General features: G+C 62.4%; 12 protein-coding genes. 7 read left to right on the top strand and 5 right to left on the bottom strand.

Features of this window, described 5'->3' with window-relative positions; all coding sequences use genetic code 11:
- The first annotated feature begins 30 nt into the window (after positions 1-30).
- Entirely contained in the window at positions 31-789 is a 759-nt protein-coding gene (locus JZX87_RS24665) for a LamB/YcsF family protein (RefSeq protein ID WP_206828579.1), read from the top strand.
- A 144-nt stretch (positions 790-933) separates the two neighbouring features.
- Here the strand turns inward: JZX87_RS24665 and JZX87_RS24660 are convergent, their stop codons facing one another.
- The 5 genes from JZX87_RS24660 to JZX87_RS24640 are packed head-to-tail and all read right to left on the bottom strand — an operon-like array spanning position 934 to position 5,583.
- Positions 934-1,878 carry a 5-oxoprolinase subunit C family protein gene (locus tag JZX87_RS24660; protein ID WP_206828577.1) on the bottom strand — a complete coding sequence of 315 codons (945 nt, stop codon included), beginning with the start codon at positions 1,876-1,878 and terminating at the stop codon, positions 934-936.
- The gene (gene pxpB / locus JZX87_RS24655) at positions 1,875-2,636 is read right to left on the bottom strand and encodes a 5-oxoprolinase subunit PxpB (protein WP_206828574.1); all 762 of its coding nucleotides are present in this window, start codon (positions 2,634-2,636) and stop codon (positions 1,875-1,877) included. Before pxpB ends, JZX87_RS24660 begins: the two co-directional genes overlap by 4 nt.
- 21 nt (positions 2,637-2,657) lie before the next feature.
- Positions 2,658-3,611 (bottom strand): NAD(P)-dependent oxidoreductase, encoded by a 954-nt coding sequence (locus JZX87_RS24650; protein WP_206828573.1) that lies wholly within the window; start codon positions 3,609-3,611, stop codon positions 2,658-2,660.
- 2 nt (positions 3,612-3,613) lie between these two features.
- Positions 3,614-4,927, bottom strand: coding sequence for a hydantoinase/carbamoylase family amidase (locus JZX87_RS24645; protein ID WP_206828572.1), 1,314 nt, complete (start codon positions 4,925-4,927; stop codon positions 3,614-3,616).
- On the bottom strand, positions 4,924-5,583 hold the full coding sequence (locus JZX87_RS24640) for a GntR family transcriptional regulator (protein ID WP_206828571.1): 660 nt from the start codon (positions 5,581-5,583) through the stop codon (positions 4,924-4,926). Before JZX87_RS24640 ends, JZX87_RS24645 begins: the two co-directional genes overlap by 4 nt.
- Before the next feature lie 242 nt (positions 5,584-5,825).
- On the opposite strand from JZX87_RS24640, the gene JZX87_RS24635 reads away from it, so the two are divergent.
- From JZX87_RS24635 to JZX87_RS24610, 6 genes are all read left to right on the top strand, one after another.
- Positions 5,826-6,995 carry a M24 family metallopeptidase gene (locus tag JZX87_RS24635; protein WP_286195033.1) on the top strand — a complete coding sequence of 390 codons (1,170 nt, stop codon included), beginning with the start codon at positions 5,826-5,828 and terminating at the stop codon, positions 6,993-6,995.
- 81 nt (positions 6,996-7,076) lie between these two features.
- Positions 7,077-8,627, top strand: coding sequence for an ABC transporter substrate-binding protein (locus JZX87_RS24630; protein WP_206828569.1), 1,551 nt, complete (start codon positions 7,077-7,079; stop codon positions 8,625-8,627).
- 5 nt (positions 8,628-8,632) lie between these two features.
- Complete coding sequence (locus JZX87_RS24625) at positions 8,633-9,583, top strand: ABC transporter permease (protein ID WP_148146713.1); 951 nt, start codon at positions 8,633-8,635, stop codon at positions 9,581-9,583.
- Positions 9,576-10,397: an ABC transporter permease gene (locus JZX87_RS24620; RefSeq protein ID WP_148146711.1), complete on the top strand. Its 822-nt coding sequence runs from the start codon at positions 9,576-9,578 to the stop codon at positions 10,395-10,397. The genes JZX87_RS24625 and JZX87_RS24620 overlap by 8 nt, the downstream gene beginning before the upstream one ends.
- Positions 10,394-12,076 (top strand): dipeptide ABC transporter ATP-binding protein, encoded by a 1,683-nt coding sequence (locus JZX87_RS24615; RefSeq protein ID WP_286195031.1) that lies wholly within the window; start codon positions 10,394-10,396, stop codon positions 12,074-12,076. Before JZX87_RS24620 ends, JZX87_RS24615 begins: the two co-directional genes overlap by 4 nt.
- Positions 12,073-13,287, top strand: a complete 1,215-nt coding sequence (locus tag JZX87_RS24610; RefSeq protein WP_148146709.1) for a M24 family metallopeptidase — start codon at positions 12,073-12,075, stop codon at positions 13,285-13,287. The genes JZX87_RS24615 and JZX87_RS24610 overlap by 4 nt, the downstream gene beginning before the upstream one ends.
- Positions 13,288-13,361 lie beyond the last annotated feature (74 nt).

Raw genomic sequence — 13,361 nt, 5'->3', positions numbered from 1 at the left:
AAACGGCCGGACGACTAAAAAGGGGAAGACATGCGCATCGATCTCAACTCCGATCTCGGCGAAGGATTTGGTCCGTGGACGATGGGCGATGATGCGGCGATGCTCGATATCGTCAGTACCGCCAACATTGCCTGCGGGTTCCATGCCGGTGACCCGGACATCATGCGCAAGACGGTGCGGCTGGCGAAGCAACGTGGCGTCGCGATCGGCGCGCATCCCGGCTATATGGACCTGATCGGTTTCGGTCGTCGACGTTTGCCGGGACTGAGCCTTTCCGAAGTGGAATCGCTGGTGGCTTATCAGGTCGGGGCGCTGGCTGCGGTCGCAGCCCTCGAAGGCCATCCGATGACACATGTGAAGACCCATGGGGCGCTCGGCAATGTTTGTGCCGATGACGATGAAATGGCGCTTGCCGTCGGCCGTGCGATCAGGGCCGTTGATCCGAAACTTGCCTTCATGGTGATGCCGGGGACGGCCACCGCAAGGGCAGCGGAAACGCTCGGACTGACGGCGATCAACGAGATTTATGCCGACCGGACCTATGCGGACACATTCAATCTCTCGCCGCGCTCTGAAGCAGGGTCGGTGATCCATGATCCCGAACTGCTGGTGAAGCGGGTGATCGAGATGGTGTCGGAAGGTTGCCTGACCTCGACTTCGGGCAAGCGGCTGGAGGTGCCGATCGGGTCCGTCTGCGTGCATGGCGACACGCCCGGGGCGGTGGTTATGGCAAGGCAGTTGCGCGGGGCGCTGGAAAAGGCCGGTTGGGTGATTGGTGCTTCGGTGTAGTGGCGGGGGTGAATACTTCTCCGTCGTCATGCTCGGGCTTGTCCCGAGCATCTGCTGCCGTTCCGACCAGCTGCAACGTCGCAGTCTCGGGCACAGTGGTTAGATCCTCGGGACAAGCCCGAGGATGACGAAGTCGGGTGGTGGTCAGCCTTCGCTCGTCCTGAGACCGGCAATCACGGCTGCAAGGCGGTCGTCGGCGTGGATTGTCTGTTCTTCCGCTAGGTCCGCTGAAATCGCCCGGAACAGAAACTGCTGGCCGGCCGGCAGTTGCGCCAGACGCGCGAGATCGAAGGAGGCGACGGTGGCGATTTTCGGGTAACCGCCGGTCGTCTGACCGTCGGCGGTCAGCACGATCGGCTTGCCCGATCCGGGCACCTGGATGGAGCCGACGACGGTCGCATCCGAGACGATGTCGTGGCCCTTGAATGCCTGAAGCACGGGACCGTCGAGAACCATGGCCATGCGGTCGCGCGCCGTGGTGGTACGATAGGGCTGGCGCAGAAAGGTCTTCCACGCGTCCTCGTCGAAGTAATCGTCCTGCGGGCCGGGCATGATGGAGATCGGGCCGTGTCCGCGCAGGTAGGGCGTGCCGAGGGTGCGGGGGGCACGTTTTTCGCTATCGCCGAGCGGCAGGATATCGCCGGCGCTAAGCGCCTTGCCGTTCAGGCCGCCGACTGCGGTTCGCAAATGGGTGGAACGGCTGCCGAGCATCTTTGGAATGGCGATGCCGCCGGACATGGCGATGTAACCCCAGACGGCGCCGCGTAAGGCGCCGACGGTCAGCGTTTCGCCGGACTTGAGGAGATGGCTTTCCCAGGTGGAAATCCGTCTACCGGCAATCTCGACCTGACAACTGCCGCCGGTGACGGCGATGAGGGTGTTGCGATCTGCCGTGAACGCGCCGCCGGTGAGGGCGAATTCGATGGCTGCGGCATCGGCATCGTTGCCGACCAGCGCATTGGCAATCGCATGCGCGTCGCGATCCATGGCGCCGGAGGTCGAGACCCCGCGGGCGCGAAAACCGTAACGGCCGTCATCCTGCACCGACATCAGGGGGCCGGCGCGCAGGATGGTAAGGAGAGCGGTCATTCGGCGATCTCCTTCGGTTCGGCAGTGCCGGCCGCGACCTGTGCATCCAATTCGTGTGCTTCATCGATATCGATGCTGCGGAAGGTGATGCGGTCTCCGGCCTTCAGGAGAAAAGGTTTTGCGCGGGCGGGGTCGAAAAGCTTGAACGGCGTGCGGCCGAGAAAGCGCCAGCCGCTCGGGCCGGGGACGGAATTGATGCTCGACTGCCGGCCACCGATGCCGATTGCGCCGGCCTCAATCCGCTGCCGCGGCACGGCAAGCCGTGGCGTATGCAGAATATCCGGCAGGCCGCCGAGATAGGCGAAACCGGGCGCAAAACCGATCATGTAAACCCGGTACACTGCGGAAGCGTGAAGCGCGATGACATCGGCTGCGCTCATGTTTTTCAGCGCGGCGAGTTCGTCGAGATCGGCCTGATGTTCGCCGCCGTAAAGGACGGGAAATTCCAGCAGCCGGCCGGTTTGCGGCGCGGCGATATCATGCGTTGCACGTTGCATCAGTTCCTCGCCGAGAGAGGCTCCGCGCACGAGCTTCGGATCGTAGATCACGGTCAGCGAGCGATAGGTGGGGATGGTTTCGAGAATGCCGTCGATCGGCGCGATCGCAAGCGATGCATAGAGCGACAGGACCTTGAGGTTTGCGGCCTCGCTGACCGTATCCGAAAACTCTATTGCGACGGCGCGGTCGCCGCAGCGAAGGATGCGCGGATAAGTGCTCTCGGATGTGGATTTTGGGCCGGATCGGGGCCTGAAATGCATGTCTTGTCTATCCTGTCGCGGTCAGGTGCCGGTGGCCGGGATTCGTTCGAGAGCGGCGAGTTCGGCCAGAACCTTGCTGGCGACCTGAAAACCGGTCTTTTCGAGGGCCTCGTCGGTCGAGCCGCCGATATGCGGTGTCAGCACGAGATTGGGGCAATCGAGGAGGGGATTGTCGGCGGTAATCGGCTCGATCACAAGCACATCGAGGCCTGCCCCCGCAATGATGCCGTCTTTCAGCGCCGTTGCGAGAGCGTCCTCGTCGATCAGCGCGCCGCGGGCGGTATTGATCAGGATGCCGGTTTTGCCGATCAGCGCCAGGCGGCGGGCGTCGATAAGCGGCTTTTCCTCGGGTATACCGTGCAGCGAGACGACATCGGCCCATTCGCAGAGGCTGTCGAGATCGGGCAGAAGCGTGATGCCGTCGCGCTGCAATTCTTCGGCCGGCGTGTAGCGCGATACGGTGGCGACGTCCATGCCGAAGGCCTGGCCCAGCTTAGCGACCAGCTTGGCGATATGGCCGTAACCGAACAGGCCGACGCGGCGGCCGGAGAGCTCATAGGTGCGGTGATGCTGGCGGAACAGCGTGTCGCCGGTGCGCGAGGCGTTGTCGGCGGCAATCAGCGAGCGCGAGCAGGCAAGCGCCAGCCCGATCACCAGTTCGGCGACCGACTGGGCATTGGCGCCGGGCGTGTTGTGCAGCGGTATGCCGCGTGCGGCAAGCGACGGCTTATGCACCTTGTCGGTGCCGGTGCCGTGAACGCCGACGACCTTCAGATTGGGTGCGGCTTCGATTTCGCGTGCCGAGAGGCCATGATTGCGGGTGATGACCGCAGTTGCGACGGCAAGATAGGGTTCGAGATCTGCAAAGGCGGTGGAGGCAGCAATGTGAACGGTGAGCCCTTTTTCTTCCAGCATGCGGATAGCGCTTTTGGCGATCGGCTGGACGATGAGGCAGTCGCAACGAATATCGGACATGATCAGGCTTTCAATGGCGGGTCGAGGCAGAGCGCGGATACGAGCCGTGCCGCCTCGGTAAAATCGGCAATCTCCATCTGCTCGTCCGGATTATGGCTGCCATTGGCATTGCGGATGAAGACCATGCCGGTCGGCACGCCGGCATCGGCAAACACCGCAGCATCATGGCCCGCACCGCAGGCCATGATTTCGGCCTCGATACCATGCTCCTTTGCCAGTCCGGCGAGCGAGGCGACAATAGCGTCGTCCATCTTCGCCGCTTTGCTGTCGGTCAAACGGCCGAGCTCGAATTTGACCCGATGGTCCGCCTCGATGCGGGCAACCGCATCGGCAACGACGGCCTGCATCTTGGCGAGCGTTTCCGGCTCCTGGCTGCGGACATCGAGTGCAAATGAGAGCTTGCCGGCGATTTTGCTGAAGGCGGCTTCCGAAGCATCGGTTGAAAACTGGCCGAAGGTGACGACGAGATCGGCGCCTTCCGCCTGCAGCCTGTCCCAGGCCTTGTCGAGTTCGACGACCAGAGCCGAGGCCGCACGCACGGCATCGCTGCGATATTCGCGCGGCGTAGCGCCAGAATGGGCATAGGTGCCGATGCACTTGGCTTCGCGATAGCGGAAGGAGCCGCGAATGCCGGTGACGATGCCGATCGGCAGCTTCTTCTCGATCAGAACCGGCCCCTGCTCGATATGCGGCTCGATGAACATCGCGATGTTTTTCGGGTCGAGATAAGACTGGCCCGAACGCAGGAATTCGGTGTCGCCGCCGGCGGCATCGATGGCGGCGCCGAGCGAGATCTGGTCAAAAGAACGCTTGACCTGATCGAGTTCGCGCCCCGTCAGTCGGCCGAGTGCGGCGCGGCTGCCGATATAGGAGGCGCCGAACCAGGTGCTCTCTTCGGCGCGGACCGCCATGACGGTGATATCGCGCGGCGGGCGGATGCCGGCGCGGACATAGCCGGAAATCACCGACAGGCCGAGCAGCACGCCGGCCGCGCCATCGAAATTGCCGCCCATCGGCACGGAATCGAGATGTGAGCCGATAAAAATGCCCGGACCTTCCTCGCGGCCCTTCATCGTCATGTAGAGATTGCAGCCGGGATCGGTCTTTACCTCAAGGCCGAGCTTGCGCGCCTCGCGGCGCACCATGTCATGGGCGATCTGTTCGCCGAGACCGTAGGAGGTGCGGGTGATGCCGCGATTGGTGCCGGTGCGGCGTCGAAGCTCGTCGAACAGCCGTTCGGCGAGAGGGATATCCACAGGGGCGGCGTTGCTGAGCACGGACGTTTCCGTCTGTGCTTTTTCTGCCAAAACGGTCATGCGCGGGTCAGTCTCCCGATAATGCTGTCTTTTACATGTGCGAGGTGATCGCGCATCAGCTGTGCGGCATCGTCACCGCGTCCTTCGCGCAGGGCTGAAACGATGGCCAGATGCTCGCGGCAGGTCGCGTCGAACCGTTCCGGCATGCTTCTCAGGTCGAAGATCTGCGTCTGGCGGCGCAGCGTGCGGATGATATGGGCCAGTTGCGGATTGCCAGCGGCATCGCCGATGCCGCCATGCAGGCGGTCGTCGACATCACGCACGGAGCCGCGATCGGGCTTGCCTTCGCCATCTTCTGGATGGCCGAGAAGCGTGTTGAGATCGGCTTCCAGTTCATCGAGAGCCGAAGCCGGCATATGGCCGGCGGCGAGACGTGCGGCTTCCGGTTCGAGCAGCAGGCGGACCTGCAGCGCATCCATATAGTCCTCGATGCGCATCTGCTTCACCTGAAGGCCGCGGCTTCCCTGGCGGATCAGAAGGCCTTCGCCTTCGAGCATCAGCAGCGCATCGCGGATCGGGGTGCGCGACATGTTGAGCGTTTCGGCTAGACGACGTTCGGTCACCATTGCGCCGGGCTGGGCTGCGCCGGAAAGGATCAGGTTCAATATCTGCTCGTAGGCCTGCAGCGCCAGCCGCTTATCGGTTTCAATCAGCATAAATATCCAGTCCCTCCCTTTAAGGAGACGGCTTCAAATGACTTTCTGGTGCCACACGTTATGGCGGTTGTCACCAGCTGTTGCGCCCAAAGGCTGTCTATCCTCAGCGATCCCTTTTTCCATGCGGTTTTCGGTGCGACGCAATTTTTGTATTCCGCTGGTTGACGAGTGGTATACCAAACCGTATCCTGAAGCAACATCGAGCTTTGACGATCTTGCGAAAGGACGACCCTGTGAGTGCCATGCCGCAACCGAACCTCCCCTTTTCGAAGGCGGAGCATCTGCAGCGACAGGACAAGCTTCGGGCGGAACTTGCGGCGCGCGGCGTCGATGCCATGCTCGTGTTTGCACAGGAAAGCATGTACTGGCTGACCGGCTACGACACCGGCGGCTTCGTCTATTACCAGTGCCTCGTCGTCCCTACCGATGGCCGCAAGCCGGTGCTTCTGACCCGCCGCCCGGATCTGGTGCAGGCGCGTCAGACGAGCATCATCGAGGATATCCGCATCTGGTGGGATGCCGAGGATGCAAACCCGGCCGCCGACCTGAAGGTGATCCTTGAGGAGCTTGGCCTCGGGGGCAAGAAGATCGCCATCGAGCTGAATACCCACGGGCTGACCGGCTGGAACCTCTACCGCACGCAACAGACGATCGGGAACTGGTGCGAGCTGGAAGACGACCGTCACCTGATCCGTTGGCTGCGCGTCTGCAAGTCGCCGGCCGAGATCGAATATACCCGCAAGGCGGCTCGTATTCTGGATACCTCGCTGAATGCCGTGATCGCCGCCGCGCGGCCGGGCATTCTCGACAGCGACCTGAAGGCCACGTATCTGACCTCGATCCTGGGGCAGGGCGCCGACATGCCGCCGAATGCGCCGCTGTTCAATTCCGGCCCGCGCGCCGTTTATGGTCGCGGCGTTTCCGATCCGCGCCGGCTGGAAGAGCAGGACCAGATCCTCGTCGAATATCCCGTCGCCTACCGCCGTTACAACGTGAAGACCGAATGGACGATCCTGTTCGGAAAAGTCTCCGATGCGCATCGCAAGATGTACGACGTCGGCATGGAGACGCTGCGCAGGATGACGGAGATCGCGCGTCCCGGCACGACGCTCGGCGAGATCTTTGATGTTTATGCCGACGGTCTCGACAAGGGCGGCTACAAGCGCGCCCGTTATGGCGCGACCGGTTATTCGGTGGGCTGCACATTCGCGCCGACCAGCATGGACGTGCCGCCGATGATCTATTCCGGCAACCCGACCGTCTGCCAGCCGGGGATGACGCTTTTCTACCACGTGATGAACGGTGACGCCGATACCGGTCTGGCGATGGGCGTGGGCCACACGTTGCTGGTGACGGACGGAGCACCGGAAGTGCTGACCGGATTACCCGATGAGCTGACCGTGATCAGCTGACGGGTCGAGGAATACAGCCGGGAAAAGCACAAAAAAACAGCGCCCCGGTTTCTGTCAAAAACAACTTCAGAGGGCAAGAGAATGACGACTTTTATGATTTCCCGCCGCAGCATGGTGATGGGCCTTGCGGCAACCGCGCTTCTTCCCGGCCTCGATCTTTCCGAGGCGCTGGCGGCCGATACGCCGAAGGCCGGCGGCACGCTGAAGATCAGCCATTCGACGCGTATCGCCACGCTGAACGTGCTGAACTGCTCAGGCCCTGCCGAATATCCGGTGGTCGACATGCTCTATTCGGGCCTGACCCGCATGGGCCCGGACAACAAGCCGATGGCCGATCTTGCCGAGCGCTGGGAAGGCAGTGAAGATGCCAAGACCTTCACCTTCTATCTGCGTAAGGGCATCGTTTTCCACGACGGCACGCCCTGCACGGCAGACGATGTGGTTGCCACCTTCCAGGCGATCCTCAATCCCGACATTCCGGCAGCCGCGCGTTCCGTTCTCAACATGATCGAGAAGATCGAGGCCGTGGATCCGACGACCGTCAAGTTCACGCTGAAGACGCCGTTTGCCGACCTGCCGATCTCGACGGCGCATGCCAATGCCCGAATCGTCTCCAAGGCCGCCCTTTCCGGCCCGCGCGAAAAGCTCGACACGACCGCGAACGGCACCGGTCCGTTCAAGCTCGAAACCTATGACAGCGCCCGCATGGTCCGTCTCGTCAAGAACGAGAACTATTTCATCAAGGGCAAGCCCTATCTCGACGGTATCGACATGATGCTGTTCCCCGATCTTGCCGCCGAGAGCGCCAACTTCCTCTCTGGTGCCGTAGACGTCATGCTGGTCGTCCAGCAGGCGGATTTCCAGCGCATCGCCGATGCAACCGGCATTACCGCGCAGCGCATTCCATCGGGCCGCTTCGTCAATATCACCATGCGTCAGGACCAGAAGCCGTTCGATGACGTGCGCGTGCGCAAAGCGCTTGCCATGTCGGTCGACCGTTCGACGTTGGTCGACATCGTGCTCGAAGGCCTCGGCCGCCCGGCCTATGACAACCTCGTTTCGCCGGAATTCCCCTATGCGATCGATACGCCCGAGATTGCTTATGATCCGGCAGGCGCAAAGAAGCTGCTGGCCGAAGCCGGTTATCCCGACGGCATCAAGATCAAGCTCGTTGCTTCCAACCGCCCGGCGATCCGTGCGCAGGTGGCAATCGCGCTGAAGCAGATGGCGCTGCCGGCCGGCTTCGACATCGAAGTCGAAACCATGCCGCATGACACCTATCTCGCCAATGTGTGGATGAAGGGTCAGTTCTACATGGGCTATTGGGGCATGCAGGCCACCGAAGACGCGACCTTCAATCTGCTCCTGACTTCCAACGCGTCCTATGAAGACACTGCCTGGAAGAACAAGGATTTCGACAAGCTGATCGCGGATGCCCGCGCCACTGTCGATCCGGCCAAGCGCAAGGAGCTTTATGCCAAGGCGCAGCAGCTGCAGCTGGACGAAACGCCCTATATCGTTCCGATTTTCGAAGACATCCTGACCGCCAGCGGCAAGGGTGCGGAAGATTGGACGATCGCGCCTCTGTCCCGCTACTACTATGCCGAAAATGTCTGGCTGAATAAGGCCTGATCCGCATGACCAGGGCTTATCTTCTCCGCCGCTTGCTGGCCGTCTTTCTCGTGCTGGCGATCGTCACCTTCGCAGTGTTCGCCATCACGACGATGCTGCCGGGCAATGCAGCGATCATGATTCTGGGGGAATACGCCACCCCGGAAGCCGTCGCCGCACTCGAAAAGCAGCTGCATCTCGATCAGCCCTGGTATGCTCAATATCTGAGCTGGGTCGCCGGTATTCTTCACGGCGACTTCGGCACCTCGTTGCGTCTTTCCTTGCCGGTGACCCAGGTCGTCGGCGAGGCCTTCGTCAACTCCGCCATGCTGGGGGCGACGGCGCTGGTTGCCGTCACCATCACCGCCATTCCGCTCGGCGCGCTCGCTGCGTTGAAGCGCGGCACGGGAATGGATCTGGGCCTCGGCCTGTTCAGCTATCTCGGCACGGCGCTGCCGGAATTCGTCACTGCGACGCTGCTCCTCGTCTTCTTCGCAGCACCGCAGCACGGGCTTTTTCCCGCCGGTGGCTTCGTTGCGCCCTGGGAAAATCTCGCCGGTTTCGGCGCGCATGTCGTGCTGCCTGCCGCCACGCTCGGCCTCGTGCTGATGGCGCATATTTCAAGGCAGGTGCGGTCCGAAATGTCGGAAGTTCTGTCTTCCGACTATATTCGCGCAGCAAGGCTGAAGGGCTTGACCGAAAAGCGGGTGATCCGCCGCCATGCACTGCCGAATTCGCTGGCGCCGGCGATCGCCGTCATCTCGCTCGATATCGGCTATCTGCTCGGCGGGATCATCGTGGTGGAGGAAATCTTTGCCTGGCCGGGTCTCGGACGATTGCTGATCTATGCGCTGGAAAACCGCGACCTGCCCGTCATTCAGGCCGTGACCCTGCTTCTCGCAGCCGTCTATGCCCTGTCCAACCTCCTGTCGGACATCGTCATTGCCCTGCTCGACCCGAGGGTGCGTTATGCGTAATTTTTTCTCATCCCCCACCGCAATCATGGGCACGGCCCTGCTTTCGATCGTCCTTTTCGCTGCGATCTTCGGCCCGCTGATCGCCCCCTATGACCCGCAGGCCTTCGATCCGCTGAACCGCCTGCAGGGGCCGTCGATGGCGCATCTGTTCGGCACCGACCAGTTCGGCCGCGATCTGCTTTCCCGCGTTCTGACCGGCGCGCCCTCGACCGTCGCCTTCGGTGTCGGTGCCACCCTGCTCGGTGTCGGCATCGGCTCGATCATCGGGGTTGTCGCCGGCGTTTCCGGCGGCTGGGTCGACAGTACGATCATGCGTATTCTCGACGGGCTTCTGGCCGTGCCGGATCTGTTGTTCACGCTGCTGATCGTCACCATTCTCGGCGGCGGCATGGAGCATGCGATGCTGGCGGTCTCGATCGCATTTGCACCGGGCATGGCGCGTATCGCCCGCAGTGCCGTTCTGTCCGTGCGCACCCGCGACTATGTGCGGGCGGCGGTCGCGCGCGGTGAGTCCGGCGTCTATATCGTCACCTGCGAAGTGCTGCCCAATGCGCTGAGCCCGATCGTGGTCGAGGCGACGATCCGCGTTTCCTTCGCCATCATGATCGGCGCGACGCTCGGTTTCCTCGGTCTCGGCGCGCAGCCGCCGAGCACCGAATGGGGGCTGATGGTGGCGGAAGCGCGGCAGTTCATGTTCCGCAATCCCTGGTGCGTGGCGATCCCCGGTCTTTCGATCGCAATCGCAGCACTTGGTTTCAATCTTTTCGGCGACGCCCTGCGTGACGCCCTCGACCCCAAGAGGAGCCACGGATGACAGTGCAGACCATGAGCCAGAACGTCACTGCAGCGGCGGAAAAGCCGGCGCTTTCGATCATCGACTATTCGCTGTCCTACAAGACCGCCAACGGGCTGGTCGCCGCCTTGAAGAATATCGACCTGACGATCCCGAAGGGAAAGACGGTCGGTCTTGTCGGCGAGTCCGGTTCGGGCAAGTCGTCGATGGCGTGGTCGGTGATGCGCTATCTGCCGCCGAACGCGGTGGAAACCGGCGGCGCCATTCGCCTTGCTGGCGAGGAACTGCTGGACCATACGCCGTGGCAGATGGCCGATATTCGCGGCAGGCGCATGTCCATGGTGTTTCAGGATCCCTCGACCTCACTCAACCCGACCATTCGTCTGGGCGAGCAGATTGCCGAAGTGCTGATGCGTCATCGCGGCCTGACCAAAGCGCAGGCCTGGGCTGAAGCCGAAGCGGCGCTGGCCCGCACCGGCATTACCCGGCCGAAGGAAATGCTGCAGCGGTTTCCGCATGAGGCATCGGGCGGCGAAAAGCAGCGTGTGGTGATCGCCACCGCCTTTGCCTGCGAGCCGGAACTGATCATTTTCGACGAGCCGACCACGGCGCTCGATATCCTGACCGCGCGGCAGATCCTCGACCTGTTCAACCAGCTGCGCGACGAGACGAATGTTTCCGCACTCTACATCTCGCACGATCTCGGGCTGGTTTCCCGCGTGGTGGACGAGGTGTCGGTGCTGCACAAGGGTGTGATCGTCGAGCGTGGGCTTGTCGGCGAGGTGTTCGCCAGGCCTTCCGCGCCCTATACGAAACAGCTGATCGGTGCGGTTCCGAACCCGGATCGCTGGATCGGTGTCGATGCGCCGGCCGAGCCGAAGACGCTGATCAAGCTCGACGGGATCGGCGTGCATTACGGAGCGCCATCGAAGATCCAGAAAATGTTCTGGCCGGAAGATGCCGAAAAGGTCGGCTTCTGGGGGGCGAAGGACGTCAATTTCGAGGTTCGCAAGGGTGAGCTTCTCGGCGTCGTCGGCGAAAGCGGATCGGGTAAGTCGACCATCGCCAAGGTCTTGGCCGGCCTGCAGGATTTTCAGGGCAATCTGGAAATCGAGGGTAAGACGGTGGGCAGCCGCAAGGCGATCGACCGGGCCTATCGTCGCCGGGTGCAGATCGTTTTCCAGCATCCGGACGCCTCGCTCAACCCGCGCCAGAAGATCGGCACGATCATCGCCCGGCCGCTGAAACTCTACGGCGTTGTCCCGCGTGAAAAAATCAAGGCGCGGATTGCCGAACTGCTGGAGATGGTGCGGCTGCCGGCCGAGTATGCCGACCGTTATCCGCACCAGCTTTCCGGCGGTGAAAAGCAGCGCGTGGCGATTGCCCGCGCTTTTGCCGCTGAGCCTGAACTGGTGATCTGCGACGAGGTGACGGCGGCGCTCGACGTGTCGGTTCAAGCGGCGGTGGCCGAACTGCTGGTCAAGCTGCAGAAGGATACCGGTGCGGCCTGCTTGTTCATTACCCACGACCTGAACCTGATCCGCCAGCTCGCCCATCGCATCGCGGTGATGCATCACGGCAAGCTGGTCGATTTCTTCGACAGGCCGGATGCGCGCTCGGAAGACCGCGATCCCTATACCAAGGCGCTGCTCGATGCGGTGCCGGTTCATACGCCCGTGGAGGCTTTTGAAATCGCATGAGCATGTATGTTCCCCAGGAGTTTGCCGGTTCCACGCGCGGTGGCCGGCAAGTCTTGTTGAAGTTCAAGCAGGCCGAGTTCGAAACCCGTCTGGCCGCAACCCGTCGCCGGATGCGGGAGCGCGGACTCGATGCGCTGATCGTGTTTTCGCAGGAAAGCCATTACTGGCTGACGAGCTATGACACGGCCGGTTACGTCTTCTTCCAGGCCGGTCTGGTGCTGGCCGATGATGGCAGCGACACGGTGCTTCTGACCCGAACGCCGGATCTCAGACAGGCGAATGTCGCGTCGCTTTATGACGACGTTCTGGTCTGGCTGAATGCCGAGGATGCCAACCCGGCCAACGATCTGCGCGCGATCATGGCCGAGAAGGGGCTTTCCGGCAAAAAAGTCGGCGTCGAATATGCGACCTATGGCCTGACCGGGGCCAATGCCCGGATGGTCGATACGGCGCTCGATGGTTTCTGCGTGACCGAGGATGCGTCCGACATCATCCGCACCGGGCGACTGGTGAAATCCGCAGCCGAGCTAGAGCATGTGCGCATGGCGGGCAAGCTGGCGGATGCCGCCGTGCGTGCGGCGATCGGTGTGACGAAGCCCGGCATTCCCGACACCGTGCTCTCGGGTGCGGCGCTTACCTCGATGCTTTCCGGCGGTGGTGACATTCCCTCCGGCGGGCCGCTGGTCAATTCCGGGCCGCGCGCGCTTTACGGCCGCGGCATCGGCGGGCCGCGACTGATCGAGGAACAGGACCAGATTCTCGTTGAACTCGCCGGCTCGCATTGCCGCTATCATGTCGTGGTCGAGCATACGCTGGTGACCGGCAAGCCGGATCCGCGGCAGTTCGACATGCTGAAGGTGGCGAAGGAAGCGCTCGACGGCATCAAGGATGCGGCAAGGGCAGGGGCGGCGCTCGGCACGCTCGACGATATCCATCGCCGCGTGCTCGACAATGCCGGTTTTGCCAAGGCGCGGTACGCCGCCTGCGGTTATGCGCTGGGCTGCACCTTCAAGCCGACCTGGATGGACGTGCCGCCGATGATCTATTCCGGCAATCCGTTGATCATGACGCCGGGCATGGTGTTCTTCGTCCACATCATGATCCCCGACGCGGAAACCGGGCTGGTTGCCGGTGTCGGCCAGACCTTCGCGATCACCGAGGGCGCGCCTGAAGTGTTCAGCGACCTTCCGGTGGAACTCTACTGCTGCTGAGCGCGGCAGACACCAAAATCAAGAGCAATTCCAGCAGAAGTGGCAACCGGTTTTGCGTCCGGAATTGCATCGAA

This window comes from Agrobacterium sp. Ap1, assembly GCF_017313375.1.
Classification (GTDB): Bacteria; Pseudomonadota; Alphaproteobacteria; order Rhizobiales; family Rhizobiaceae; genus Neorhizobium; species Neorhizobium cellulosilyticum.
Note: the sequence above shows the minus strand (reverse complement) of the source record. Positions and strands in the feature narration are given on the sequence as shown.

Excerpts from the sequence above, each read along its gene's own strand:
- JZX87_RS24665 (WP_206828579.1), top strand. The coding sequence starts at position 31 with ATGCGCATCGATCTCAACTCCGATCTCGGCGAAGGATTTGGTCCGTGG.
- JZX87_RS24660 (WP_206828577.1), bottom strand. The coding sequence starts at position 1,878 with ATGACCGCTCTCCTTACCATCCTGCGCGCCGGCCCCCTGATGTCGGTG.
- pxpB (WP_206828574.1), bottom strand. The coding sequence starts at position 2,636 with ATGCATTTCAGGCCCCGATCCGGCCCAAAATCCACATCCGAGAGCACT.
- JZX87_RS24650 (WP_206828573.1), bottom strand. The coding sequence starts at position 3,611 with ATGTCCGATATTCGTTGCGACTGCCTCATCGTCCAGCCGATCGCCAAA.
- JZX87_RS24645 (WP_206828572.1), bottom strand. The coding sequence starts at position 4,927 with ATGACCGTTTTGGCAGAAAAAGCACAGACGGAAACGTCCGTGCTCAGC.
- JZX87_RS24640 (WP_206828571.1), bottom strand. The coding sequence starts at position 5,583 with ATGCTGATTGAAACCGATAAGCGGCTGGCGCTGCAGGCCTACGAGCAG.
- JZX87_RS24635 (WP_286195033.1), top strand. The coding sequence starts at position 5,826 with ATGCCGCAACCGAACCTCCCCTTTTCGAAGGCGGAGCATCTGCAGCGA.
- JZX87_RS24630 (WP_206828569.1), top strand. The coding sequence starts at position 7,077 with ATGACGACTTTTATGATTTCCCGCCGCAGCATGGTGATGGGCCTTGCG.
- JZX87_RS24625 (WP_148146713.1), top strand. The coding sequence starts at position 8,633 with ATGACCAGGGCTTATCTTCTCCGCCGCTTGCTGGCCGTCTTTCTCGTG.
- JZX87_RS24620 (WP_148146711.1), top strand. The coding sequence starts at position 9,576 with ATGCGTAATTTTTTCTCATCCCCCACCGCAATCATGGGCACGGCCCTG.
- JZX87_RS24615 (WP_286195031.1), top strand. The coding sequence starts at position 10,394 with ATGACAGTGCAGACCATGAGCCAGAACGTCACTGCAGCGGCGGAAAAG.
- JZX87_RS24610 (WP_148146709.1), top strand. The coding sequence starts at position 12,073 with ATGAGCATGTATGTTCCCCAGGAGTTTGCCGGTTCCACGCGCGGTGGC.